This window comes from Verrucosispora sp. WMMD703 (assembly GCF_049178935.1).
Lineage (GTDB): Bacteria > Actinomycetota > Actinomycetes > Mycobacteriales > Micromonosporaceae > Micromonospora > Micromonospora sediminimaris.
The window spans coordinates 4,148,284-4,173,002 of sequence record NZ_JBMHMM010000004.1; the positions used below are offsets into that span (position 1 = coordinate 4,148,284).

Here is a 24,719-nt window from a genome sequence, read left to right on the forward strand (position 1 = left end):
CGTTGAATCCCGTTTGAGCTGGCAGACCTGGTCACCCACCAGTAGGGCACGTACGCGGACAGGCCGGGCCGACCCGGCAGGTGAACGTTCTCAGCGCATGACGGGCAGTCGACGTCACCCGACTCCACCCCACACACCAATCCTGAAGGGCACATCAGCGATGAGACGTGTGAGAAGTAGATTCAGAGTCAACGCCGCACTGGTGTCGGCGAGCACCGTCCTCCTGGCGTCGGCCGCAGTCGCCGCCGCGGCGATGCCAGCCGGCGCGGCGGCGGCCGGCTGTTCGGTGAACTACGCGGTGTCCTCGCAGTGGCCCGGCGGCTTCGGCGCCAACGTCACCATCACCAACCTCGGTGACCCGTTGACCAGTTGGACGTTGACGTGGTCGTTCGGCGCCGGGCAGACCGTCACCCAGTCATGGAACACCACCCTGACCCAGAACGGCGCCGCCGTCACCGCCAGGAACGTCAGCTACAACGGCAGCATCCCCACCAACGGAACCGCCTCCTTCGGATTCAACGGCTCCTGGAACAGCAGCAACCCCGCCCCCACCACCTTCGCCCTCAACGGCGTGACCTGCACCGGCGGCGTCACCCCCACCACCCCACCCACCACCACCCCGCCGCCGTCGCCCACCACCCCGCCGCCGACCGGGCCGGCCGACATCACGGTGAACACCGCCACCCGCCACCAGACGATCGACGGATTCGGGGCCGCCACCTCGATCTGGGGCAACGGCACCTGGTCGACGGCCGAGACCCAGACGCTGGTCGGGTTGGGCCCCAACCAGCTGGGCCTGTCGATCGTCCGTACCGGCATCTCGCCGGAGTCCGGCGAGTGGCCGGTCCACGTGAACGCCTTGCGGACTGCCAAGTCGTACGGATCCGATGTGAAGATCCTCGCCTCGCCGTGGACCGCACCGGCGGCATGGAAGACGAACAACAGCCGGACCAACGGCGGCAAGCTGAGAACCGACTACTACGACGACTACGCGAACCATCTGAACAGCTACGTCCAGTCGATGCGCAACCAGGGCGTCACGATCGACGTCACCTCTGTGCAGAACGAGCCGGACTGGCACCCCGACTACGACTCGATGGACTGGAGCGGCACCGAGCTGCGCAACTTCGTACGCGACCACGGGACGCGGGTGCAGAACACCAGGCTGATGGTCGCTGAGGCGGTGAACCTGAACTACACCTACACCGATCCGACCCTCAACGACGCGACCGCCCGCAACAACATCGGCTACATCGGTGGCCACCTGTACGGCACCGAAGCGTCCGGTCGGCTACGCTCCTACCCCCTGGCCGACCAGCACAACAAGCCGGTGTGGATGACCGAGTGGAACCTGCACGAGGCCGACGGCAACGGTTCCAACATCTGGGGCAACCCCAGTAACCAGACGGTCTGGAACGAGACCCTCGACGACATCATGCGTACGGTGCACAGGTCGATGGAAGCCAACTGGTCCGCCTACGTGTGGTGGTACGGCAAGCGCTACTACTCCTTCATCGGCGACGGCGAGTCCGCCTTCGGCACCACCGCCGGAGCCCCGCTCAAGCGCGGGTACGCGTTCTCGCAGTACGCCAAGTACGTCCGTCCCGGCTACCAGCGGGTCGCCCTCACGAAAAGCAGCAAGGCCGCGCCGCTGGAGGTCACCGCCTACACCGGCGGCGGAAAGACCACGCTGGTGATCCTGAACCGCTCGACCAGCGCGGTCAACAATGCGGTGATCCAGGTGCCGCAGAACGTCTCCCGGGCCGAGCACTACCTGACCTCGCAGAACGCCAACGCGGCCAGTCAGCCGGTGACCGTCAACGGCGGGCAGGTCTCCGTCAACGTCGGCGCCCGCAGCATCTCCACGGTCGTGCTCACCCCCTGACAGTGCCGAACCTGCCCGGGGCGTGCGGAGATGGCGCGCGCCCCGGGCGGCCACCCGGCCCGGTCGCCCGCGACCCCACAGATCAGGTCACGTCCGAAGCAGCCCACGTCCGGCCATGTAGGCGCGCAGTGTCTCCGCGTCCTCGGCGGACATCAGGCGGCGCGGGATCACCGTCGCCGGCATCCGCCCCACGTACACGATCCAGAACTCAGGGGTGGCCCGCACCTGGGTCACCCCGTCCCAGGCGATGCCGCCGGACTCCGACCCACTGCGCATCATGATGTTGTCCTCGGTGATGTCGTAACCGCCCTCGACGGCATAGCCGCTGGAGCGACGGCGGGCCCGCCACCGCAGCCACGGCCAGTACAGCATCGCCAGCAGACCACCCAAACCCAGCGTCATCCACACCGACAGCGTCTGCGCGCCCCACCCGAACCCCCGCGAGACGACAAAACCAATCACACCGACCGCCACCAGCACCGCGCCGATCAGGCGGTACCTCCGCGCCTGAGCACCGCTGAGCGCAGCGGCCACCCGGCCCGGATAGGCGGGATCGGCGGGTACGTCGAAACGGATCTGCACGCCAGCACGATAGTGCCTCCGCCGGCCCCGCACCGGTTCACTGGTAGGTGAGCGTCTCCCGCACGGTGAGCCGAGCCGCTCGGTGCGCCGCGACCAGCGACGCGGCGGCCGCCGCAACGATGGAGAGCAACAGCCAGCCGACGAGTCCGCCCGGTGAGAGTCGCAGCGGCAACGGCAGCCCGAAGGAGATCCGGCCGAGCAGTTCGCCCACCAGGATGGACAGCGGCACTCCGAGGGAGATGGCCACGAGCGAGCCGAGCAGACCGGTGACAGTGCCTTCGAGGACGACCATGCGGCGGATGACTGTGGGACGGGCACCGATGGCCTGCATGATGCCGTACTCGCGGGTGCGTTGGGTGACGGTGATGCTCATCGTGGCGGCCAGCCCGAGGATGCCGACGGCCGCCATCAGCGCGGCGAGTGCGAGCAGGGTGCCGATGAAGATGGCCACGTGCTCGTCGATCGCCGTGCGCAGGTCCTCGGTGAGCATCGACTCGCCGACCGTCAGCCCCGCGCTGGTGAGCGCCCCTTCCACCGCGCCGGTGACCACCGCGGTGTCTCCGGCGGTGACGATGTGCAGCATGTTGGCGGTCCCCGGGTCCACGAACCGGGTGACGCTCTGCGGACTCGTGTACGCCGTGGCGGGTCCGCCGGCCTCCGCGACAGTGCCGACGAGCCGCCACCGCCCGACCACTCCGTCGACGGCCAGGTGCACCTCGTCGCCGACGCGCGGATCGCCGAGCCGAGACACGGCGCTCTGGTTCAGCACGACGCCGTCGGTGTCTGCTGCCTGTAGCCAGCGACCGGCGGTGACCTCGAAGTCCACCATGCGGGTGGGCACCGGCAGCGCGGCGAGCAGGAACCGGCCGTGTCCGTCGTCGGGGTAGGTGCGCTCCACCTCGATCTGCCCGTCCGCGCTGGCCGGCGTCGCCGGTAGTGACACGAACGGTTCGACCGCGATCACGCCGTCGACGACGCTCGCGGCCCTGGTGATGGTGTCGACCGACGCCGGTGCGGCGAGCCGCAGCTGCGCGTCGTACGCCCGGCGGGCCATGCCGTCGTCGACCCAGCTCCGCCAGGCGGCAGAACTGTTGAGCCCGCTGGTGAACATCGCCCCGCCCGCGGCCAGCAGTGCCAGGGTCAGCGCCAGCCGGCCTCGGCGGCGCAGCAGATTACGCAGGGCGAGGGCGCTGAGTCGGCCACCGCGCAGCCGGGTCAGCCACCGGTCGCCGCGCCGAGTTCCCACTCTCGTACCGGCGCCATGCTCGTCGAGTGCGGACCGTACGGTGATCCGGGCCGCCCGGACGAGCGGTACGAGCGCGACCGCCAGCGGCACCACGAGTCCGACGGCAAAGAACGCCGCCGGTGCCCACCACGGCGTCGCCCGGTTGGTGATCTCCACGTTGAGCATCTCGGCCACCAGCCCGGTCAGCCCGTAACCGGCCAGCAGTGCCGGGACGACGGCCAGCACGGTGGCGGTCGCGGCGATCGCGGCAACCGCCCCCAGGTAGACCCGCAGCAGTTGGCCGGTGGTGGCGCCGACGGTCTTCATGATGCCGATCTGACGGGTCTGTGCCGCCAGCATCGCGCCGAGTGTCGCCGCCACCAGGACTCCGGCGAGAACCAGGGCCGCGATGGCGAAGGCCAGGAACATGCCGGTGATCGTCTCGGACTGGCTGTGGTGCGGATGCTGGTACGGAGGTACCTGGATCAGATGCACCTCGCGGCCCTGGGCGGTCAGCCATGCCGCGACGCCGGTCGCGGTCGCCGCCACAGTTGCCTCGTCCCGTTCGGCAGTGACGATACGCAGCTCGTCGGCCGAAGCGGTGAAACCGAGACGAGCCAGCCCAGCCGGGGTGAGGTAGCCGTAGCCGACGCTCTCCTGCCCGGCCGGGGCCAACGCGGCGTCGTACACGGTGCCGGCGATCCGCACCTCCGTCGTCGCGCCGGAGGGTCCGGCAACCGCCAGGCGGTCGCCGACTGCCGCGTCCAGGACCGGCCCCGCGGTACGTTCCAGGAGCAGTTCACCGTCGGCTGGCGGCCAGGCACCGGACTCCATGCGCAGCTTCGCCACCCGCATCGGATCGTCCGGCGCGATGACGAACAGCAGCATGCGACGCCACTGGTCACCGACCCGGACCCGGGTCAGGACGGTCTGACGCGCCACGGCGTCCGTGACACCGGGTCGGGCGCGAACCTGGGCGAGCAGGGCGGCATCGACGCCGCCTTCGACCTCCAGAGTCGCGCTCGCCGGGTTGGTGCCGGCATAGACCGCCTCGGCCTCACGGACGATCACCGTACGGGCGATGAGCAGCGCGCCCACACCGGACATCGCCACCGTGATCGCCAGAATCATGACCGCTACCCGGCCCCGAGCAGCGGACAGGTCCCGCCACATCTTGACCGTGCGTGGCCGCATCACGCTGAGACCGCCACGTCCTCCGCCACCCGTCCGTCGACGAGCGTGACCAGACGGTCGGCGTACCCGGAAAGGTCGCGCTCGTGGGTGACCATGACGACGGCCTTGCCGGCGCGAGCCAGATCCCGGAACAGTCCGAGCACGGCTTCGGCGGTGGAGCTGTCGAGATTGCCTGTCGGTTCGTCGGCCAGGACGACCGGCGGGTCGTTGGCCAGAGCCCGGGCGATCGCGGCCCGCTGCTGCTGCCCGCCGGACAACCCGGCCGGCACCTTGTCGGCGTGGTCGGCGATGCCGACGCGGCTCAACAGCTCCAGCGCGAGCGGCCGGCGGCGGCGCGCCGGTACCGTGCCGCAGAAGTCCATCGGCAGCATCACGTTCTCCGCGACGGTCAGCGTCGGCAGCAACTGGAAGAACTGGAACACCAACCCGACCGCGCGCCCCCGCCAGGCCGCCAACCGGGCCTCGGGTACCTCGTGCAGGGCGATTCCGGCCACCCTGATCTCCCCGACGGTCGGCCGGTCGATCCCGGCGAGCAGATTCAACAGTGTCGTCTTGCCGCTGCCCGATCGACCTACCACCGCGACGAACTCGCCGGCTTCCACAGAGATGTCCACCCCGGTCAGCGCGGGAAACTCACCACCCGGCACGGGATACGTCTTCGCCAGGTCGCGCACACGGATCACTGGTCCGTCCGCCTGCCGATCCCTGGTCGAGTCGTCCGTTCCGTGACGCGTCAAGGTCAACGCCCACCCTCCACAGGTAAAGGCCAGCGTCCGCAACTCTGCCGGACCCGTCGGCCCGATACCGCTGCCTGACAGAACCGTGAAAGAAATCCGGCACCCGAGTGCCCCCACGCAGCGTCCGGCCGCCGCTACGCTGATCGGTCGTGCCGAAGACCCGCCTGGACACCGCCCGGATCCGGGCGGCCCGCCGGACCATCGACCCGGTCTTCCTCGACACTCCGCTGTACCGATGCGAGCCGCTGGAGCCCGAACTCGGGTGTGCCGTGAGCATCAAGCTCGAAACAGCGAACCCGGTCCGCAGCTTCAAGGCCCGCGGCACCGAACTGGTCGCGAGTCAGCTCGCAGACGACGGACAACACGCGGTGGTGTGCGCCAGCGCGGGCAACCTCGGCCAGGCCCTCGCCTGGTCCGGTCGCGGTCGAGGACTCGACGTCACCGTCGTGGCCACCCGCCGGGCGACCGTCGCCAAGCTCGATCGCATCCGGGCCCTGGGCGCCAGGCTGGAGTTGGTCGACGGCGATCACGAGCTGGCCCGCGACCGGGCGGCAGCCATCGCCCAGCAGCGCGGCATCCGGCTCCTCGAAGACAGCCTCGACATCGAGACCTGCGACGGCGCGGGAACCATCGGCCTGGAACTGGTGGACACCGCGCCGTCCTTCGACGCTGTGCTGATCGCGCTCGGCGGTGGCGCGCTGGCCACGGGAGTGGGGCACGTCCTGAAGGAACAGGCCCCCCATGTCGAGGTTCTCTGCGTCCAGCCGCTGGGCGCACCGGCGATGACCCGCTCCTGGCACCAGCGGGCGGTCGTGACCACCGAATCGATCAACACGATCGCCGACGGCGTCGCTGGCCGGCGACCCATCCCGGCCGTCCTGGACGACCTGCTCCTGGTCGCCGACGACGCCATCCTCGTCCAGGAAACCTCGATCATCGCCGGTATGCGGATGCTTCTCGACCAGGCCGGCCTGGTCGCCGAACCGTCAGCCGCGCTCGGCGTCGCCGCGATCCTCGAAGATCCTGACCGGTTCGCCGGCCGGCACGTCGCCATCATCGTCTGCGGCAGCAACGTCGACCTGGCCGCCTATCACAGCTGGATCCGGTCGACCCACGTCCGCCGGGCGGGACCGTCGACCGTCCGGTCCGGCTTGCCCGGCGGCCGGACCAGCCGCCCGTAAGCGCGTATGGTTTCTTACCACCAGATAGTGGGTGAAACTGCCCGACCGGCTGGCGGAGGGAAAATGAAGCAGAACTACGTTCGGTTCGGGCTGGTCCTAGTGATCAGCCTGGCGGTCATGTTCGTCCTGACGCTGTCCCAGATTCGCGGCTGGTCAGATTTCTACCTGAACCTCAGCAACTTCTACATGTCGCTGATCATGGTGGCCGCCATGGGACTCATCATGATGGGCGTCATGCACCAGATGTTCGCCGTCCGGCGTCTCAACATCGCCCTCTACATCGCGCTGGGCGTGCTCTTCGTGGGCGGGTTCGCGGCCGTGCGTACGGAGCCGTTCGTGGGCAACGAAGCCTTCCTCAAATCCATGATCCCCCATCATTCCCGGGCCATCCTCGTGTGCCAGGAATCCCAGATCACCGACCCCGAGATCGTACGACTGTGCGACCAGATCGTCCGGTCGCAACAGGAGGAGATCAACCAGATGAAGGAGATCCTCGACGACCGGTACTGAAACGCTTAGGGGGACGGACTGACCGAAACGCGCGTACACCCGCTGCTGAATTCTTAGTCTGCGTTGGGGCCGGTCACGGTGACCGTCACCTCGCAGGACGCCCGCGACCGGGCCCGCTCGGATTCAACTCCCGCCGCTGAGCTTCGCGCGGTTCAACGAACAAGCCGGCCGGTACTTTTCAACTCCTCGATCTGGACGAGTCTCTCCGCTCCGGGCAGCACGCCTCTGTCACCTTCGACTTCGGCAATGGGCAACGCGTCACCGGCCCGGCACCGGTCGCCGCTGCCCTGACCCCCGTGCCACCGCCACCACCAGTCGTCGAGCCCGAGGAGGCCGAGATCCACGACGGGGCCGACCACAGCGATTGACGCCGCGCCCGACCGGCACGGATGGTGTGTCGCGCATTCCGCGAATCCCCCGTCGGCGGCTGCCTAAGGTGAAGACGCGACGGACACACATCGGTCGGCCGCCGAGAACGATGGGCAGCACCATGGCGCGGTTCCTGGAAATACTGTGGGACACGAGCAGCGTGAACGGTCGACTCGTGACCAGCGTCGTCCTGGCCCTGCTCGCTGTCGTCGTCGCCGCCCTGGCTGGTCGGCTGGCCACAGTCAAGGTGAAGGACACCACCAACCGCTACTACCTCCGCAAGGCGGTGCACTACCTGACCGTCGTAGCGCTGTTGTTCGCGCTGGCGCTGCTGTGGAGGCCGTTCGCCGGCCGGGTCGGTGTGGTCTTCGGTCTACTCGCCGCCGGCCTCGCGTTGGCGCTGCAGGAGGTCCTGGGCGCATTCGCCGGTTGGGTCAGCATCCTCACCGGCCGGCAGTTCCGCGTCGGGGACCGCATCCAGATGTGCGGCGTACGCGGCGACGTCCTGGACATCACCCCACTACGTACCCGGATCCTGGAGAGCGGCTCCTCTTCAGACCCGGAGTCCTGGATCCGCGGTCGCCAGTACACCGGGCGCGTGGTGTCCCTGTCGAACCGTTTCGTGTTCACCGCGCCGGTATTCAACAGCAGCACCGTGCTGGACCATCTGTGGGAGGAACTGACCCTGCCGGTCCCCTACGAGGCGGACTGGCACCTGGCGGAGCGCATCCTGTGCGAAGAGGCACAGAACATCTCCTCCACCGCCGAGGCGCAGCGCGCCATCGAGCAGATGCGCCACCGCTACCCGGTCGCCGATGCCGAGGTGGATCCTCGGGTCTTCATCCGTGCCACCCCCAACTGGATCGAGCTGTCCGCCCGGTTCGTGGTGCCGGTACGCGCAGCCCGACAGGTCAAGGACCAGGTCACCCGGAGAGTGCTTGATCGCTTCACCGAAAACGGCCTCCGGGTCGCCTCCGTCACCCAGGACATCACCGTCCATGCTCCGCCACCAGGAACTGCCCGGCCCACCGCACCAGTACCCGGGCGGCCCTGACACCCGCGTACCCCGGCCAGGCCAGCGGGCGGTTCTCCCGCCACCGAGGTCTGTGGTCTGATGTCGCCACCCGCAACTGAAGGAGACGCGAACATGGCCGTCGACCCGACCGGTCGGGATCTGAAGGAGTTCCTCGCCACCGACCCCGAGGCGCCTGTGGTGATGCTCAACCTGCTGCGTTTCGCCGACGGCGGACGGGAGTCGTACGAACGGTACGCCGCCGCGCTGCGCGAGACCTTCCTGCCCCGCCACGGCGGCGAGGTGCTCTACGCCGGTGACGGTGGACCGGCCCTGGTCGCCGAGGAGGGCCAGGCATGGGACGCGGTGCTGCTGGTGCGGTACCCGAGCCGGACGGCTTTCAGCCGGATGGTCGCCGATCCCGAATATCAGCAGGTCACAAGGTGGCGAACCGCCGCGCTGCAACAGGCGGTCCTGCAACCGACCACGCCTTGGGGCCGCAGCTGACCGTCCTCAGCCGCTGCCCTTGACCTGGACCGCATGGGTCAGCGTCATCAGGAGCAGGCCGCCCAGGAGGTTCCCGGCACCGGAGAGGACGATGTTGAGCCCAAGATCCGGGTAGGAGACGGGAGCGCCCAGCCAGATGCCGAACAGCAGATGCAGCCCGGAGACCACGACATGATCGAACGGGCCAAGGGCGAGGAAGAACCCCACCACGTAGGCCAGGAGCATCCGACTGCCCACCGATTCGACGGCATGCAGCAGGTAGGACAGCAGGGTCAACAGGGTTCCGGCGGCGATGCCCCGGGTGAAGGTCGCCAGCCCGTCCTTGGCGGCGATCTCCTCGGCGACGAGGGCCAGGGTGTGGTGGGCTCGGCCCGGCAGCGTGCCGGGGACTGTGAAGACGGCAGCCATCAGAGCACCGCCGGCGAAGTTCAGGACGAGGACAAGCAGCCACAACCGGGCCAGCGGCCACAGCGCGCCGAGCCGCCGACGGGCCACCGCGGCGGCGACCGGGTCGAAGAAGTTCTCGGTGAACAACTCGGTGCGTCCGACCACCACGAAGACCAGGCCGATACCGAAGGCCAGCGCGCCGACCAGTTGCCCCACGCCGGAAGCGAAGTCGGGTGCGGCCAGTTCCCGAGCCACGCCCAGCGCCACGATGCCGAACACGATCGTGACCCCGGCGATGAACCCGGTGGAGGCCTGCTCCAGAGCGCTGCTGGACAGTCGCCGTTCGCCCTCGGCGCGGGCGCTGCCGTAGATGTCCTCCGGTGAAGGTGCTCGTGCCATCCCGACCGGGTACCCGCGAGGTCGCGACCGAATCACCCATCCAACGCCTCGCGCCCTGCCAACGGGAGATGGCAGCGCCCGTCGCCGACATGGGCACACCGGTGGTTCACCGCCGCCAGGTCAGAGATGCTGGCGGCGCCACTCGCTGGCCGCCACTTCGACCGCCCGTTCCTCCGCGTGGACCGAGGCCTTGATCCGTGCCAGCGCCTCGGCGGCGCTGAACCGCTGGATCACCACGAGGGCACCGCAGACCGACACCAGCACGGCCAGCGCGACGAGAGGGGTGAGCGCGGCCGCCGGCACCGCCAGCAGACCGACGACCACTGCGGCGATCAGCGTGGTGGCCCGCAGCCGGGGAAACGTCCGCGCCGCGACGGCCACGCCCGCCAGCAGATAGAGGGCGACGCCACCGTACAGGATGGTGACGGCCGGCCAGGGCAGCGGTTCGGCCTCGGGCATGGCTACCGCCTCAAGCACCAACTTCAGCCCGAGGGCGGTCCCCACGATCCCGACGATGCTGACGAAGTGCAGGTAGGAGAAGACGTCCCGGGCAAGGGTGATCCGCTCCGGACCCCGGGTGCCGTGCATCGCCTGCTCGACACTCGGCAGCAGCGTGTCGAAGTGCAGCCACCACAGCGTCGCGAGCAGCGCGATGCCGAGCACGGATCCGGTGATCACCGTGGCGGTCAGGGCGAGCCGGTCGAACCGGCCCGGGCCGAGCCCGAGGGAGATGACCGCCTCCCCGAGGGCGATGATGACGATCAGCGAATGCCGCTCCGCCCAGTGCCCGGCCGAGGCGACGGCCCATCGGGTGTACGGCAGGAACAGGCCGACCGAGTACTCGACCAACAGGGCGGCGGCCCACAACCCCGAGACGCACGTCGAGGACGGCTTCCGCCGGCACCCACCGGCTCACGGAGACCGCCAACCCGACGAGCACTGCCGCCAGCGCCGCTGGCAGGCTGATCAGCATGAGTTGTCGACGGCTGCGGCCGGCGGCGCTGAGCGCGTACAGGAACGCGGCCAGGGTCAGGGCCCGCAAGACCAGGTAGGCGACGGCGAAGACCACCGGGCCGGTCAGGTCGTCGGGCTGGTTGAGAAACGCCTGCGGGATGGCGATGGCCAGTACGAACGCGGCGGCCATCACGCCGAGCCCGAACATGGGCAGCAGTCCGTAATCGGCTCGGACCAGGTTGCCCAGCGTGGCGAACGTCGTCCAGCACCACCAGAGCAGAGCCAGCACGACCACGCCGGACAGCACGGCCTGCGTGGTCACCTCGGCCGACACCAGCCCAGCGACGTTGAGGAACGCGAAAACGAAGATCAGGTCGAAGAACAGCTCCAGCCGGGTGACCCGAGAGCCGGGCATGACCGGCCGGAGCCAACGGGACCGGCGCAACGGCGGTGGAGCGCTCACCCGGCCATTTTGGGCGAAAGAGCGACGACGAGATCTGATTTCCACCGATTGACCAAGTGCGACGTACGCTGTCGTCCCCTCCTCCAGGTCGAGGCTGTTCCGGCCGGCGCAGACGGTCGCACGCACAACGCGCCTCCACGCCGATACGGTCGGCGGGTGGCGTACGACAGTCAGGCCGAGAGCCTGCGTCTGATCAGATCGGGTCTGCCGGACCGCCCGGTGCGGTTGAGCCGGCGTCGCCGATTCGCGCCGGTCGCGGTCGACGTGGATGGCGACATCGCCGCCACCCGGTTTCTCCGTCGCGGCGTCGGCTGCCACTGGGACGAGACACACCTGCTGGCCGTCGACGGTCGCGGCACCTGGCGACAGCTCGGCGGCAGCGCGTCGTCCAGCGGCGAAGACCTGACGGCGGACGAGTTCGAACGCGCCCGCGTCGGCCTCGCGCCGCATGACGTGGTGGTGGAGGGAAGCTCCGGTGCCCTCCGCGACACCCGGCGCCCGCTGCCATGGGGCAGCCGGTGGGTGCACGCGGGGGAGATACTTGTCGGTTCTGGGATCGCGGAACTACGGGTCGCCGACCGTCGGCTGCCCGTCCCGTACCACGGTCATCTGATCGTGGTCTGGGGCTCCCGCCGGCCGCCGACGGTCACCGCGCACGACGAGGCCGGGCGCGCGGTCACCACCGCCGCCCTACCTCGCGCGCGATGACCGACAGTCGGCCCGCCGCCTGCCAGCCGGACGGCGGCAGCCTCTCCGCTGCTCAGGCGCGAGCGGGCTGGCGGCCGAAGGCGCGCATCGCCAGCGCGCCGACGAACGGGCCCGGAGCGAGCAGCAGGAACGCCCAACGCCAGCCGACCGCGTCGGCCAGCACGGGCACGAGTTGAATGGTGACGACGGTCAGGGCGAACCCGATGGCCGTCTGCGCGGTGAGCGCGGTTCCGACGTACCGCCTGTCGGCGACCTCGCTCAGGGCGGTCGAGAAGACGCCGGAGTCCGCGATGACCGCGGCACCCCACACCACGCCCAGCAGCACGACGGCGCCGGGCGGCGCGGTGAAGAACAGCGGTGAGGCCAGGCAGCAGGCACCACTGACCACCAGGGCGGTGAACGCGGCCCGGGGTCGCCCGAATCGGTCCGCGGCCCACCCGCCGGCCAGGCATCCGGCGACTCCGGCGAGGCCGATGGCCAGGAACGCGAGCAGGCTGACGTTCACACCGTCGCGGCCGGTCCGGGCGGCCGTACCCGCGATCAGGAAGCTGGGCAGCCAGGTCCAGAGCGCGTACAGCTCCCACATGTGTCCGAAGTAGCCCAGGTTCACCAACCGGGGACCACGCTGGGCGAACATCGCCAGGGCGTACCGGGGGTACGGACGCGGTGGCGTGCCCGGGGCGAACTGCGGACCCTCCCGCACCAGGGTCACGGCCACCGCCGCGCCGAGCAGCGCGCAGCCGGCAGCGGTGCCCATCACGCCGCGCCATGGCAGGTCGCCCAGCCCCCCGATCAGGTGCGGCAGCGCCGAGCCGAGGGTCAGCGCGCCGATCATGACGCCGAACGCGAGCCCTCGGCAGGCCGGCGGCGCCCAGGACCCGGTCAGCTTCATGCCGACCGGGTACACCCCGGCCAGGAAGACACCGGTGAGGAAGCGCAGCGGGACGGCCCCGGCCAGCCCGTCGACGGTGAGGGCGAAGACGCCGGTGCAGACGGCGGCCAACGTCGCGCAGCCGGCCATCAGCAGGTGCGGCCTGATCCGGTCGGCCAGGTTCAGCACGGTGGACGTGACGGCACCGGCGACGAACCCGAGTTGGACGGACGCGGTCAGCCAGACGGACGCGGCGGCGCTGATCTGCCACGACTCGCGTAGCGCCGGCACCACGGCGGAGGCCGAGAACCAGACCGCCAGGCTGAGCACCTGGACGGCAGCGATAAGCGCACGCTGCACCCCGGGTCGTGACATCATCCGCGCTCCTCGACCGCCACCGTAGATCATCTTGGTGCGCAGCGGGCCGGGCGATGCGCCAGTGCCCGTTCGCAGCCGTCGCGGATGCCGGTTGCCATGCCCCTGCACAACTTCGCGCAGGTGTCCGGGTCTCCGCTACCTGCCGTGACGCCCCCCACAACGGCCAGCCCGTCCTAGGACGATGGTTTCACCATTCCCCTGGGCGGCCTCGGGACGCTGGCGTCGACAGGTCATGGCCGCCGCCGGCCGACCGCCTGGATCTCGATGAGCAGGTGCGGGTGCGGCAACTGGTGTACGGCGACGGTGGTGCGGGTGGGGCCGGTCTCGTCGAAGTACTCGGCGTAGACCTCGTTGTAGCCACCGAAGTCGTTCATGTTGACCAGGTAGGTGGTGAGCTGGACAAGGTCCGTCAGGTCGGCGCCGACCGAGTGCAGGATGTCGCGGATGTTTTCGATGACGGCGCGGGTCTGCGCGCGGATGTCGAGGTCGGTGACGCCCATCGGGTCCACGGCCGCGCCGACGATGGTGTTGTCCGGCCGGCGGCTCGACGTGCCCGAGACGAAGATCAGATCGCCGGCGAGCTTGACGTGCGGAAACCGGCCGCGTGGCGTGGCCATGCCCGGCACGACTCCCCCGTGGCCCATGGCCGCCTCGCTCCCGCCGGTCATGACCCGACCCGCAGCGACGCCGTGCCGAGCTGCTCGACGGTGACCCGCACGTGTGATCCGGCGCGCAACGGTACGGCGGCCGTCGCCGCACCGGCGAGCAGGACCGAGTTGTCGGCCAGGTCCACACCGTTGGCGTCGGCGAGCCGGACCGCGTCCGACAGCGCCCGGCGCGGATCGCCGAGGATGGCGGCCGTCGAGCCGATCTGGACGGTCCGCCCGTCGACCTCCAGCAGCGCGCCGAGGTTGTCGATCCCGTCCGGTATCGGCTGCCAGGCACCGAGCACGAAGCCGCTGGCCGAGGTGTTGTCGGCGATGACCTCGGGCAGCGTGAAGCGGAAGTCGACGTACCGGGAGTCGATGACCTCGATCGCCGGCGCGACCGCCATGATGGCACCGCCCTCGACGAGGAAGGCGACCTCCGGTTCGGCCTTCGGGTGGATGTGGTCGCCGAGTCTGATGGTGCCGCCGTCCGGGATCCGCATGGCGTCGGTGAGCCGGCCCCAGATGACCTCGTCGACGCCCATCTGCGTCATCTTGGCCCGGCTGGTCAGCCCCAGCTTCAACCCCACGGGACGTTCGCCACGGGACAGCCGGCGGTCCACCACCGCCTGCTGCACCCGGTAGGCGGTGGGCACGTCCAGCCCGGTCCCGGCCCTGGACGACGGGAGCGCGGTGCGGCCGGTCGCCGCGTCGTCGAGGCGTACGGCGAGTTGGTCGACGGTGCTCATCGGTCCCCTCCGGTGTCGGTGGCGGCGTTCACCAGGTCGAGGGCGACGTCGACGATCATGTCCTCCTGCCCGCCGACCATGCCGCGGCGGCCCAGTTCGACGAGGATCGAGCGGACGTCGACCCCGTAGCGCTGCGCCGCCCGTTCGGCGTGCCGAAGGAAGCTGGAGTAGACCCCGGCGTAGCCGAGGGTGAGGGTTTCCCGGTCGACGCGGACCGGCCGGTCCTGCACCGGCCGGATCAGGTCGTCGGCGGCGTCCATGAGCGCGAACACGTCACAGCCGTGGTCCCAGCCGTGCAGGTCGGCCACGGCGACGAACACCTCCAGGGGTGCGTTCCCGGCACCCGCGCCGTGTCCGGCCAGGGACGCGTCCACCCGGGTGGTGCCGTGCTCGACCGCGGCGACGCTGTTCGCCACGCCGAGGGACAGGTTGTGATGCGCGTGGATACCGATCTGGGTGCCCGGGTCGAGCCGCTGCCGGTACGCGTCGACCCGCTCGGCGACGTCCCGGGTGAGCAGCCGGCCACCGGAGTCGGTGACGTAGACGCAGTGGGCACCGTACGACTCCATCAGCTTCGCCTGCTCGGCAAGGGCCGTCGGGTCGGTCATGTGCGCCATCATCAGGAACCCGGACACGTCCATGCCGTTGTCGCGCGCCCATCCGATGTGCTGGGCGGAGATGTTCGCCTCGGTGCAGTGCGTGGCGATCCGTACGCTTGTCACCCCCAGGTCGCGGGCCGCCTTCAGGTCGGCGATGGTGCCGATGCCGGGCAGCAGCAGGGTGGTCAGCTTCGCGGTGGTGACCGTCTCGGCCGCCGCGGCGATCCAGTCCGCGTCGGAGGCGGCGCCGTGCCCGTAGTTCACGCTCGATCCGGCCAGGCCGTCGCCGTGCGCGACCTCGATCGCCGCGACACCGGCCGCGTCGAGGGCCGCGGCGATCGACCGGACCTGGTCGACGGTGAACTGGTGCCGGACGGCATGCATGCCGTCCCGTAACGTCACGTCCTGGATGTACAGCCCGGTCACGCCGGCACCTCCCGTCCGGCACGTGACGCCACCATCCGCTCCGCGGTGCGCAGCGCCGCCGAGGTCATGATGTCGAGGTTCCCGGCGTACGCCGGCAGGTAGTGCCCGGCCCCGGACACCTCCAGGAACACCGACACCTGCACGCCGGTGAACCGGGCACCCAACGCGGGCACGTGGGCGTCGACCTCGTCGAACTGCACCCGCTGCTTCAGCCGGTAGCCGGGCACGTACCCGGCGACGGTGGCGACCATCGCCTCGACCGACGCCGCGACGGCCTCCCGGTCGACGTCCCGGCCCGGACACAGGCAGTAGACGGTGTCCCGCATGATCATCGGCGGCTCCGCCGGATTCAACACGATGATGGCCTTGCCGCGCTCGGCGCCGCCGACGACCTCGATCGCCCGTGCCGTCGTCTCGGTGAACTCGTCGATGTTCGCCCGCGTCCCCGGCCCCGCAGACCTGGACGCGATCGACGCCACGATCTCGGCGTACCGCACCGGCGTCACCCGGCCGACCGCGGCGACGACGGGAACGGTCGCCTGACCACCACAGGTCACCATGTTCACGTTCGGCTCGTCCAGATGCTCGTCCAGATTCACCGGCGGCACCACGTACGGGCCGACGGCGGCCGGGGTCAGGTCCACCACCAGCCGGCCGTGTTCCCGCAGCAGCGCGGCGTGCCGGTGGTGCGCCCCCGCCGACGTCGCGTCGAACACCACCCGCACGTCGGCGAACTCCGGCATCGCCAGCAGCCCGTCGATCCCGTCGGCGGTCGTGGCCACCCCGAGCCGACGGGCCCTGGCCAGGCCGTCGGAGTTCGGATCGACCCCGACCATCGCCACCATCCGCAGCGACTCCGACAACCGCAACACCTTGATCATCAGATCGGTGCCGATGTTGCCCGACCCGATCACCGCAACACCCGTGGTCATGTCGTCTCCCCCAGCTCGAAGCAGGCCCGGACCGAGCCCAGGCCGGAAATCCGTGCCTCGTACGCCGCGCCGGCGGTGACCGGCACCATCGGCCCGAGCGCCCCGGAGAGCACCACGTCGCCGGCGACCAGCGGAGCGCCCGCGACGGCCAGCGTCTGCGCCAACCAGGCCACCGCGTGCACCGGATTGCCGAGGCAGGCGGCGCCGGCCCCCACCGACACCGGCTCTCCCGCGTGTTCGAGCACCATCCCGGCCAGCCGCAGGTCCACGTCCGACAGCTTCCGGGGCTGGTTACCGAGCACGAACAGGCCCGAGGAGGCGTTGTCGGCGACCGTGTCCACGATCGAGATGTCCCAACCCGCGATCCTGGAGTCCACGATCTCGATCGCCGGCAACACGTGGTCGGTCGCCCGGATGACGTCGACGGCCGTCACCTGCTCGAACGGCAGATCCGCCCCCAGCACGAACGCCACCTCGGCCTCCACCCGAGGTTGCAGCAGCCGACCACGGGCGACCTCGGCGCCGTCCGGGACGGCCATGTCGGCGAACAACACCCCGAAGTCCGGCTGGAAGACGCCGAACGCCTGCTGCACCGCCGCCGACGTCAGGCCGACCTTGGCTCCGACCCGGCGGCGGCCCGCTGCCTCCCACGCGACGACCTGCGCCTGCTGCACCTGGTACGCCGCGTCGACGTCCCCGGCCGGCAGCAACTCGCCGCGCAGCGGCGGCACGGGTCTCCCGGTCTCGTACGCGCCTCGGAGCAGGTCCGCGGCCCGGGCCACATCAGTCATGACAGATCCACGCAGACATTCGTCAACTCCGAGTAGAAGTTCAGGGAGTGGACGCCGCCCTCACGGCCGACGCCCGATGCCTTCACGCCGCCGAACGGCGTACGCAGATCCCGCAGGAACCAGGTGTTCACCCAGACGATCCCCGCGTCCAGACGTACGCCGGCCCGGTGCGCCCGGCCCACGTCCCGCGTCCAGACGGTGCCGGCCAATCCGTACTCGCTGTCGTTGGCCAGCGCGAACGCCTCGTCCTCGTCCTCGAACGGCGCCACGTGGCAGAGCGGGCCGAAGACCTCCTCCCGGTTGACCCGGGCGTCGGGCGTCAGGCCGGTCAGCACGGTCGGTCGGACGTACGCGCCGCCGTCGCGGGCGTCGTCGAAGCTCGGGACACCGCCCCCGGCGAGGACCGTGGCGCCCTCGGCGCGGGCCAGGTCGTAGTAGCCCAGCACCTTCTCCCGGTGCTGGTGGGAGATCAGCGGCATGTTCGCCGTCGCCTCGTCGGCGGGCCAGCCGAACGCCAACTCGTCGGCCCGCTTCGCCAGCCGGGTCACGAACTCGTCGAACACCGGCCGCTGCACGAACAACCGCTCCGTGCACAGGCACACCTGCCCACCGTTTGTGAACGACGACCGCACCGAGCCGGAGACCGCGGCGTCGAGGTCGGCGTCCGCGAAGACCAGGCCGGCGTTCTTGCCGCCCAGTTCGAACGAGACCGCCTTCACCCCGTCGGCCGCGGCCCGCATGATCGCTCCACCGGTCGCCGACTCGCCCGTGAACGTGACCGCGTCGACCCCCGGATGCCGGGTCAGGAACTCCCCCGCCGAACCCGGCCCGAACCCGTGCACCACGTTGAAAACACCGTCGGGCACCCCGGCGGCCGCCATCACCTCCGCCAGCAACGTCGCCGACGACGGCGTCTCCTCCGACGGCTTCACCACCACCGCGTTGCCACAGGCCAGCGCCGGGGCCACCTTCCACGTCAACAGCAGCAGCGGCAGGTTCCACGGCACGATCACCGCCACCACACCGACCGGTTTGCGCACCGCATAGTTCAGTGCCCGTCCGCCGCTCGGTGTCACCGTCGTGAACGACTCCGCCGGCGCGGTCGAGACGATCTCCGCGAAGGCCCGGAAGTTCGCCGCGCCGCGCGGGATGTCGAGGGTCCGTGCCTGCGCGATCGACTTGCCGGTGTCACCGACCTCCGCAGCCAGCAGGTCGTCGAACCGACGCTCCAACTCGTCGGCGACCCGGTACAGCACCGCGGCCCGCTCCCGCTCCCCCATCCGACCCCACGGTCCACGCACCGCCGATCGGGCCGCCGCAACCGCGGCGTCCACTGTGGACTTGTCAGCCTCGGCGACGTACCGGATGGTGTCTCCGGTGACCGGGGAGACCTTGGCGAAGTGCGTGCCGGAGGTGTCGAACTCGCCGTTGACGAAGTTCGGCAGCACGGTCGGCTCGCCGGCCGGCCGGCCGGCGAGCAGGCTGGGGGACCAGAGCCCGTCGGTCATCAGGCGTACCTTTCGGTCAGGCGGTGATGGGCGCGGTGTCGGCGGCCTCGGCGGTGCCGGCGTCGGCGACCAGGGCGATGACGGCGGCGTCGACGGTGGGCTCACCGGCCACCGCGGCGGCTGCCTCGTCGGTGACGACAAGCACGGTGGTGCCGACGCCGACGTTCAGCGGGTCGACGGCCACCAGGTCGGGGCCGTCCGGCCGGACCCGGATCAGCACCAGCCGCCGGCCCTGCAACGGGGTCAGGATCCGGTCGGCCCACACCTTGCCGACGACCTCGCCGAGCACCATCAGCTCGCTCCGTGCAGGCCGGCCATGACCTCGCGGATCCGGGCGGTTTCCGGGTTGTCGAGCAGCGCCGCGGTGTTCGGGTGCGGCTTGGGATAGACCTGCGAGCTGCGCAGCTCGCCGTGGGCGCGGATGGCGGTCTCGCCAGCGGCGACTGCCTGCCGTACGGCGGCGAGGGTGCCGCGTACCGCGACGGCGAGATAGCCGCTGGTGACCCGTTCGACGCCGACACACCGTACGTCCGCGGTTTTGATCATGGCTTCGATGCCCGCCGAGAGGGCCACGACTCCGCGGGTCTCGACGATTCCGATAGCGATGTCGGAGGACATGTCTGGTTCTCCTTACCGGTGGGTCAGTTGCCGACGAGTTGGGGGTCGGCCGCCAGCGCGCTGACGGCGTCGCAGGGGCTCGCGAAGACGATCGAACGCACCGAGCGGCTCTTGGCCCGGGCGGTCTCCTCGCCGATGTCGACGGCTTCCTCGACGGTCGCCAGGTCACCGCGTACGGCGACGGCCACGATGCCGCCGCCGAGCCGGACCACCTTGGTCACCTCGACCTCGGTGGCCTTCACCATCGCGTCGACGGCGTCGAAGATGGGGGTGAAACCTTCGGCTTCGACGAAGCCCACGGCCATGTTCCGCATGCTCTCTCCTCTAGTGGTGGTCTGGCAGGTTCCAGGACACGACGGCGCCGCCGGTGCCCCAGATCGGGCCGTAGGCGTGCAGTCGGGCCGGACCGGTGGTTGCTTCGGCGCCGGTGGCGAACGCCAGCGCCCGGAACTGGCTGTCGGCCTGCGCCTGCCGGGCGAAGTCCTCCCGCACGGCGAGGACCTCGTCGACCTTGCCGGTGGTGAGCAGGTCGAGGATCCGGGTGTTCCACTGGTCGTGGCCGGGTGCGCCGATGCGGTCCTGGCCGGGCTCGATCCACTGTTGGATGAGCCCGGAGGACATCCCGGTCACCACGACGACCGCGGCGCGCAGACCGGCGTCGCGGGCGGCGGCGGCACCGGCCCGACCGACGTCGGCGAGGGTGTCGGCGTCGGCGTAGAGGTTGCAGGAGACCTGCGCCCAGCGCAGCTTCCGGTCCGGGTCGAGCAGCGCGGAGGTGACGATGGTGCCGGTGTCGATCGGGAACCCGTCGTAACGGGTCCGTCGGGCCTGCAATCCCCCGGCCTGCACCCGCGCTGCCCAGCGTTCGGTGAAGTCGACGTCGAACCGCAGGTCGTAGTCGAGCAGGCCGTAGTCGTAGGCGTACCAGTTCTCGTCGACGTGCTGGCCGCGCGGGTTGGGGTCGCACTGGAATTGGTGGCCGAGGACGGTGAACCACTGCGTCGACAGCAGCAGCACCACGTCGGGTTCGAGGCGGCGCAGCCGGGCGCCCACGTCGCGGGCCGCGTCGGCCAGCGCCGACCAGCTCGGCGCCGCCTGGTCGGCGAGCAGGTGGGGCATGCCGGGCAGCAGCGCCCCGGCGAGGATTCCGGTCCGGTCAGCCATGGTGGCTCCCCTCGGGCAGCCACTCCACCACCGCGTTGCCGGTGCCGATGATCGTGCCGTAGCCGAGCACGTCGCCGCCGACCTTGGGCCAGCCCATCGCGGCGAGCATCCAGGTGAGGCTGCCGGCCTTGGTTTCCGAGGCGGTCGCCTCGATGTGTTCGGGGATGAGTTCGCGCAGCGGTGCGGTGGGTCCACGCCGGATCGCCTCCAGCAGTTTCATGTCCCACCGGTACTGGTGATTGTTGTACGGGTGTTCCCGCTCCATGTCCTCGGGCAGCTCCGGTTCCTCGTGCCAGTGCAGGTGCGACAGCGAGTTGGAGGCGAGCAGGACGGCCCGCCGGCCGGTGGCCTCGACCGCCCGCCGGGTGGCCTCGCCGAGCACCTCCATCTCCTCCAGCGACGCGTCGGAGTAGAAGTACGGGTTGTTGTTCGCCGACAGCGAGACCACCGGGATGTCCCAGGCCGGGTTCGCCAGGTGCAGGGCGCCGATGGTGGCGTAGTCGACGCGTACCCGGGGATCGCGCAGCTTGCGGGTGACCAGGCCGAGGCCGCCGGCCTCGTCGGCGATCGCCTCGCCGAGTTCGACGTCGGTACGGAAGTCGTAGCGGTAGCGGAACAGGTGCGGGAAGATCGGCTCGACGGAGATGCCACGCGGGTTCGGCACACAGTTGACGTGGTGACCGACCATCGTGATCCAGTGCGGGGCGTGCACGATGAGCACGTCCGGCTTGTGCACCTCGCGGATGCGGGCGCGCAGCCGCTCGTACGCCCAGCGCAGCGTTTCCCAGCCGCCGGTGGAGCGGGGTTCGTTCTGCGGCGGATTCTCGGCGTAGATCAGGTGTGGTGGGTGTGGACTCAGGCAGCCGGCGACGATGCCGCAGCGTGGCGGCGTGGCGGTCGGCTGCGGTGCCCGCGGGGCGGTGGTGGCGCCGCCCCGGGCCGGCGGCAGCGGCACCCGGAAGACCTTGCTCATGACCATCCTTCCCCGGTGAGCACCCGCACGTAGCTACGGTCGTGCGGGGCGGCGCCGAGAATCTGCAGCCCGTCGTCGTCGAGGGCGAGTTCGTCCGCGGCCAGTGCCGCGTCGTGCCGGATCCAGGCCCGCAGCGGGGCCGGGTGTGCGCCGTGCACCTCGACGAGGGTGTCCTCGGCGAGATCGCTGCCGGCGGCGACGTAGGCCAGGCGTCGCTGTCCCCGCTGGCCGGTGTAGGCCGGGTTGGCGGTGACGGTGGTGCGCAGCCAGCGCCGCTCGTCGCGCAGTCGTTGCCGGTGCGCGGCGGTCGCGGTGGCGTCGACCCGGCCGGCCCGGTCGATCTCGACGCCGTAGCGCCGCCGGGCCTCGGCAACGGTCAGGTACTCCTGGGCGACGTCCTGGGCGACGTCCTCGGGCAGCCGCTCCAGCGGATCTCCCCAGCCGCCACCGCCGGCCGACTCCATGACCAGTACGTCGCCGGCACGCATCGGGAAGCCGGCGACCTTGCCGGGGGTGGCGAAGTCCACGCGCTCGCCGTCCGCGCGCCGGATGTGGGTCACGGTGGGTGCGCCGGGCCCGCCGTTGCGCAGCCCGTACGGCGGGACGGTGGTGCGGTCGGTCTGCACCGAGTACGCGCCACCACTGGCCAGCAGGCGGGTTTCCCGGCGGCTGCCGAGCCCACCGCGGCGCACCCCGTCGCCGCCGGAGCCGGCCCGCAGCTCGCACGCTTCGACGAGGATGGGTATCTCGGTCTCCAGCCGCTCGACGGACTGGATGGTGGAGATGTCGCCGAGGTCGACGGGGTTCATCGCGCTGGGCCCGTCGGATTCGAGGAATCCGCCGTTGCCACCGGCCGGGTAGTCGTAGTAGAGGTAGGGCCGCCCGGTGTGCTCGTCGACGCCGCCGATGAGGTTCTGGAAGGTGGTGCCGAACTGGTCGGCGGCGATGAGGTCGGGTGCCACCTGGCTGAGGGCGGCCATCACGGCCGAGATGACCCGCTTGCGGACCTCGCTGTGCGCGTTGGCCGGGGCCGGATAGCTGACGTGCACGACGGTGCCGGGTTCGGTGAGCACCCGCAGCGGCCGGAACGCACCGTGGTTGACCAGGCCGCCGGGGTCCAGTGCCGACTTGACCGCGATGAAGACGCCGGCGACGGTCATCGCCCGCGAGGAGTTCACCACGGCCGCCACCTGGGCCGACGAGCCACGGAAGTCGGCCTCGATCTCGTCACCGTCGACGGTGAGCGCACAGCGGACGATGGCCGCGTCGTAGTGGCCGTCGGTGTAGAGGTCGAGGTAGTCCTCGTAGCGGTAGGTGCCGTCGGGCAGGGCCCGGATCATGGCGCGCAGCCGCTGCTCGGTGCGGTCCATGTTGGCGGCGACGGATTCGCCGATCAGGTCGGTGCCGTGCCGGGCGACAAGTTCCCGCAGCCGGCGTTCAGCGGTGTGGCAGGCGGCGATGCTGGATTCGAGGTCGCCGCGGCGTTCCTCGGCCATCCGCACGTTGGCGAAGACGATGTCGAACGCGGCCCGGTTGGGTCGGCCCTGCTCGATCAGCTTGATCGGCGGGATCCGCAGCCCTTCCTGAAGGATCTCGGTGGCCTGGCCGGAGACGCTGCCCGGGGTCATCCCGCCGATGTCCGCCCAGTGCATGCGTACGCAGGGGAAGAGGAAGAGCTTGCCGTCGACGAAGACCGGGCTGATCAGGGTGACGTCGTTGAGGTGGCTGCCGCCGCGATAGGGGTCGTTGACGATGTAGAGGTCACCGGGACGCATCTCGTCGGCGAAGTCGGCGAAGATCTCCCCGACCGAGGCCGGCATGGCGATGACGTGACCGGGCATGTCCCGGCCCTGGGCGACCATCTGTCCCTGCGGGTCGAACAGCGCGCACGAGAAGTCCTGCGCGTCGGCGATCACCGGCGAGTGCGCCGTACGGAAGATCGTCTGTCGCATCTCCCGGACGATCGAGATGAGACCTTCGGTGACGACTTCCAGGTCGATCGGGTTCACAGTCATGCGGATGCCTCACTGGTTCCGGCTCGATCCCGGTCATGGACTGGACCATATTGTGGTCCTAGAGTTATATTATGAAACCTAGCAACCGAGAAGGTGGGAAGCAAGATGTCGTACGCCACTGACCCCAGCCCGGACGACGGGCCGGCCCCCCGCGAGTCCGGCACGCAGGCGCTGGACCGCGCGCTCAGCGTGCTGCTCGCCTTCCGCGGCACCGACACCGAACGCAAGGTCAGTGACGTCAGCCGCGAGCTGGGGCTGCACAAGTCGACTGCCAGCCGGTTGTTCCGTGCCCTGGCCGACGCCGGCTTCCTGCACCGCAACGAGGAGAACGGGAACTACCGGCTCGGCGTCACCGTCTTCGAACTCGGCGCCCGCTACCTCGCCGGCCTCGACCTGCACGGCGTCGCCCGCCCCCTGGTGCACCGGCTGGCCGAGGAAGAGGGCGAGAGCGTCAACCTGTCGGTCCTGGAGGGCCTCGACGCGATCTCCATCCACGTCGTGCAGGGCACCCGCAACCTGCAGCTCGTCTCCCGGCTCGGCCGGCGCATCCCGCTGTGGTGCAGCGCAGCCGGCAAGGCGCTGCTGATCGACCAGGACGACGCGCAACTGCGGGCCACGCTGGCCACCGCACCGTTCACCGCCCTGACCGGCAACACGATCACCGACCTGGACACGTTCGTCTCCCGGATGGCGACCGTCCGGCAGCAGGGCTGGGCCCTCAACGACCAGGAGAGCGAGGAGGGACTGCGGGTCGTGGCCGCGCCGGTCCGCGACCGCCACGGCCGGGTCACCGGCGCGATAAGCGTGTCCGGCCCGATCTTCCGGCTGGACGAGCCACGGGTGGCGGAACTCGCCGCGGCGGCCTGCCGGACCGCCGACGAGTTGTCCCGGCAGCTCGGGTACGGCTTCGGCGACGTCTGGGGCGACTGACCCGG

At 70.4% G+C, this 24,719-nt stretch carries 25 protein-coding genes and 1 pseudogene; 7 read left to right on the forward strand and 19 right to left on the reverse strand.

Annotated features, from left to right (window positions below):
* Positions 1-160: 160 nt before the first annotated feature.
* Positions 161-1,885: a cellulose binding domain-containing protein gene (locus ACN26Z_RS19470; protein ID WP_421462676.1), complete on the forward strand. Its 1,725-nt coding sequence runs from the start codon at positions 161-163 to the stop codon at positions 1,883-1,885.
* A gap of 87 nt (positions 1,886-1,972) precedes the next feature.
* Here the strand turns inward: ACN26Z_RS19470 and ACN26Z_RS19475 are convergent, their stop codons facing one another.
* The 3 genes from ACN26Z_RS19475 to ACN26Z_RS19485 form a co-directional block, all read right to left on the reverse strand.
* Complete coding sequence (locus tag ACN26Z_RS19475) at positions 1,973-2,467, reverse strand: YcxB family protein (RefSeq protein WP_282238061.1); 495 nt, start codon at positions 2,465-2,467, stop codon at positions 1,973-1,975.
* Between the two features lie 37 nt (positions 2,468-2,504).
* Positions 2,505-4,823, reverse strand: coding sequence for an ABC transporter permease (locus ACN26Z_RS19480; protein WP_421462677.1), 2,319 nt, complete (start codon positions 4,821-4,823; stop codon positions 2,505-2,507).
* 62 nt (positions 4,824-4,885) lie between these two features.
* Entirely contained in the window at positions 4,886-5,569 is a 684-nt protein-coding gene (locus tag ACN26Z_RS19485; protein WP_421462678.1) for an ABC transporter ATP-binding protein, read from the reverse strand.
* A gap of 203 nt (positions 5,570-5,772) precedes the next feature.
* Here ACN26Z_RS19485 and ACN26Z_RS19490 point away from each other — a divergent pair, with 203 nt between their 5' ends.
* From ACN26Z_RS19490 to ACN26Z_RS19505, 4 genes are all read left to right on the forward strand, one after another.
* Positions 5,773-6,804 carry a threonine ammonia-lyase gene (locus ACN26Z_RS19490; RefSeq protein WP_421462679.1) on the forward strand — a complete coding sequence of 344 codons (1,032 nt, stop codon included), beginning with the start codon at positions 5,773-5,775 and terminating at the stop codon, positions 6,802-6,804.
* A gap of 63 nt (positions 6,805-6,867) precedes the next feature.
* Positions 6,868-7,314: a DUF305 domain-containing protein gene (locus tag ACN26Z_RS19495; RefSeq protein WP_282238057.1), complete on the forward strand. Its 447-nt coding sequence runs from the start codon at positions 6,868-6,870 to the stop codon at positions 7,312-7,314.
* Between the two features lie 544 nt (positions 7,315-7,858).
* The gene (locus ACN26Z_RS19500; RefSeq protein ID WP_282238055.1) at positions 7,859-8,737 is read left to right on the forward strand and encodes a mechanosensitive ion channel domain-containing protein; all 879 of its coding nucleotides are present in this window, start codon (positions 7,859-7,861) and stop codon (positions 8,735-8,737) included.
* A gap of 93 nt (positions 8,738-8,830) precedes the next feature.
* Positions 8,831-9,202, forward strand: coding sequence for a DUF1330 domain-containing protein (locus ACN26Z_RS19505; RefSeq protein WP_093408647.1), 372 nt, complete (start codon positions 8,831-8,833; stop codon positions 9,200-9,202).
* Between the two features lie 6 nt (positions 9,203-9,208).
* Here ACN26Z_RS19505 and ACN26Z_RS19510 read toward each other — a convergent pair whose 3' ends face one another.
* The 3 genes and pseudogenes from ACN26Z_RS19510 to ACN26Z_RS19520 all read right to left on the reverse strand — a co-directional run.
* Positions 9,209-9,988 (reverse strand): formate/nitrite transporter family protein, encoded by a 780-nt coding sequence (locus tag ACN26Z_RS19510; RefSeq protein WP_282238053.1) that lies wholly within the window; start codon positions 9,986-9,988, stop codon positions 9,209-9,211.
* Between the two features lie 120 nt (positions 9,989-10,108).
* On the reverse strand, positions 10,109-10,855 hold the full coding sequence (locus ACN26Z_RS19515; protein ID WP_421462680.1) for a low temperature requirement protein A: 747 nt from the start codon (positions 10,853-10,855) through the stop codon (positions 10,109-10,111).
* A gap of 52 nt (positions 10,856-10,907) precedes the next feature.
* Positions 10,908-11,357, reverse strand: a pseudogene (locus ACN26Z_RS19520) (low temperature requirement protein A); the annotation flags it as partial.
* Positions 11,358-11,561: 204 nt separating this feature from the next.
* Here ACN26Z_RS19520 and ACN26Z_RS19525 point away from each other — a divergent pair.
* The gene (locus ACN26Z_RS19525; protein WP_421462681.1) at positions 11,562-12,113 is read left to right on the forward strand and encodes a hypothetical protein; all 552 of its coding nucleotides are present in this window, start codon (positions 11,562-11,564) and stop codon (positions 12,111-12,113) included.
* Positions 12,114-12,165: 52 nt separating this feature from the next.
* Here ACN26Z_RS19525 and ACN26Z_RS19530 read toward each other — a convergent pair whose 3' ends face one another.
* From ACN26Z_RS19530 to ACN26Z_RS19590, 13 genes are all read right to left on the reverse strand, one after another.
* Positions 12,166-13,362 carry an MFS transporter gene (locus tag ACN26Z_RS19530; protein WP_421462682.1) on the reverse strand — a complete coding sequence of 399 codons (1,197 nt, stop codon included), beginning with the start codon at positions 13,360-13,362 and terminating at the stop codon, positions 12,166-12,168.
* A gap of 230 nt (positions 13,363-13,592) precedes the next feature.
* A complete protein-coding gene (locus tag ACN26Z_RS19535; protein WP_282238049.1) occupies positions 13,593-14,030 on the reverse strand; it encodes a RidA family protein in 438 nt (145 codons plus the stop codon).
* A complete protein-coding gene (locus tag ACN26Z_RS19540; RefSeq protein ID WP_421462683.1) occupies positions 14,027-14,758 on the reverse strand; it encodes a 2-keto-4-pentenoate hydratase in 732 nt (243 codons plus the stop codon). The genes ACN26Z_RS19535 and ACN26Z_RS19540 overlap by 4 nt, the downstream gene beginning before the upstream one ends.
* Complete coding sequence (gene dmpG / locus ACN26Z_RS19545) at positions 14,755-15,783, reverse strand: 4-hydroxy-2-oxovalerate aldolase (protein ID WP_421462684.1); 1,029 nt, start codon at positions 15,781-15,783, stop codon at positions 14,755-14,757. The genes ACN26Z_RS19540 and dmpG overlap by 4 nt, the downstream gene beginning before the upstream one ends.
* A complete protein-coding gene (locus tag ACN26Z_RS19550; RefSeq protein WP_421462685.1) occupies positions 15,780-16,715 on the reverse strand; it encodes an acetaldehyde dehydrogenase (acetylating) in 936 nt (311 codons plus the stop codon). The genes dmpG and ACN26Z_RS19550 overlap by 4 nt, the downstream gene beginning before the upstream one ends.
* Entirely contained in the window at positions 16,712-17,506 is a 795-nt protein-coding gene (locus tag ACN26Z_RS19555) for a 2-keto-4-pentenoate hydratase (RefSeq protein WP_282238045.1), read from the reverse strand. The genes ACN26Z_RS19550 and ACN26Z_RS19555 overlap by 4 nt, the downstream gene beginning before the upstream one ends.
* Entirely contained in the window at positions 17,503-19,014 is a 1,512-nt protein-coding gene (locus ACN26Z_RS19560) for a 2-hydroxymuconic semialdehyde dehydrogenase (protein WP_421462686.1), read from the reverse strand. Before ACN26Z_RS19560 ends, ACN26Z_RS19555 begins: the two co-directional genes overlap by 4 nt.
* 16 nt (positions 19,015-19,030) lie before the next feature.
* Positions 19,031-19,306 carry a EutN/CcmL family microcompartment protein gene (locus ACN26Z_RS19565; RefSeq protein ID WP_421462687.1) on the reverse strand — a complete coding sequence of 92 codons (276 nt, stop codon included), beginning with the start codon at positions 19,304-19,306 and terminating at the stop codon, positions 19,031-19,033.
* Entirely contained in the window at positions 19,306-19,632 is a 327-nt protein-coding gene (locus tag ACN26Z_RS19570; RefSeq protein ID WP_093408676.1) for a BMC domain-containing protein, read from the reverse strand. The genes ACN26Z_RS19565 and ACN26Z_RS19570 overlap by 1 nt, the downstream gene beginning before the upstream one ends.
* 23 nt (positions 19,633-19,655) lie before the next feature.
* Positions 19,656-19,946, reverse strand: coding sequence for a BMC domain-containing protein (locus ACN26Z_RS19575; protein ID WP_093408679.1), 291 nt, complete (start codon positions 19,944-19,946; stop codon positions 19,656-19,658).
* A gap of 10 nt (positions 19,947-19,956) precedes the next feature.
* Positions 19,957-20,796: a 2-amino-5-chlorophenol 1,6-dioxygenase subunit alpha gene (locus ACN26Z_RS19580; protein WP_421462688.1), complete on the reverse strand. Its 840-nt coding sequence runs from the start codon at positions 20,794-20,796 to the stop codon at positions 19,957-19,959.
* Complete coding sequence (locus ACN26Z_RS19585; RefSeq protein ID WP_282238042.1) at positions 20,789-21,769, reverse strand: tRNA U-34 5-methylaminomethyl-2-thiouridine biosynthesis protein; 981 nt, start codon at positions 21,767-21,769, stop codon at positions 20,789-20,791. The genes ACN26Z_RS19580 and ACN26Z_RS19585 overlap by 8 nt, the downstream gene beginning before the upstream one ends.
* Entirely contained in the window at positions 21,766-23,784 is a 2,019-nt protein-coding gene (locus ACN26Z_RS19590; RefSeq protein ID WP_421462689.1) for a hydantoinase B/oxoprolinase family protein, read from the reverse strand. The genes ACN26Z_RS19585 and ACN26Z_RS19590 overlap by 4 nt, the downstream gene beginning before the upstream one ends.
* A gap of 105 nt (positions 23,785-23,889) precedes the next feature.
* Here ACN26Z_RS19590 and ACN26Z_RS19595 point away from each other — a divergent pair, with 105 nt between their 5' ends.
* Positions 23,890-24,714, forward strand: a complete 825-nt coding sequence (locus ACN26Z_RS19595) for an IclR family transcriptional regulator (protein WP_232511381.1) — start codon at positions 23,890-23,892, stop codon at positions 24,712-24,714.
* The last annotated feature ends 5 nt before the right edge of the window (positions 24,715-24,719 follow it).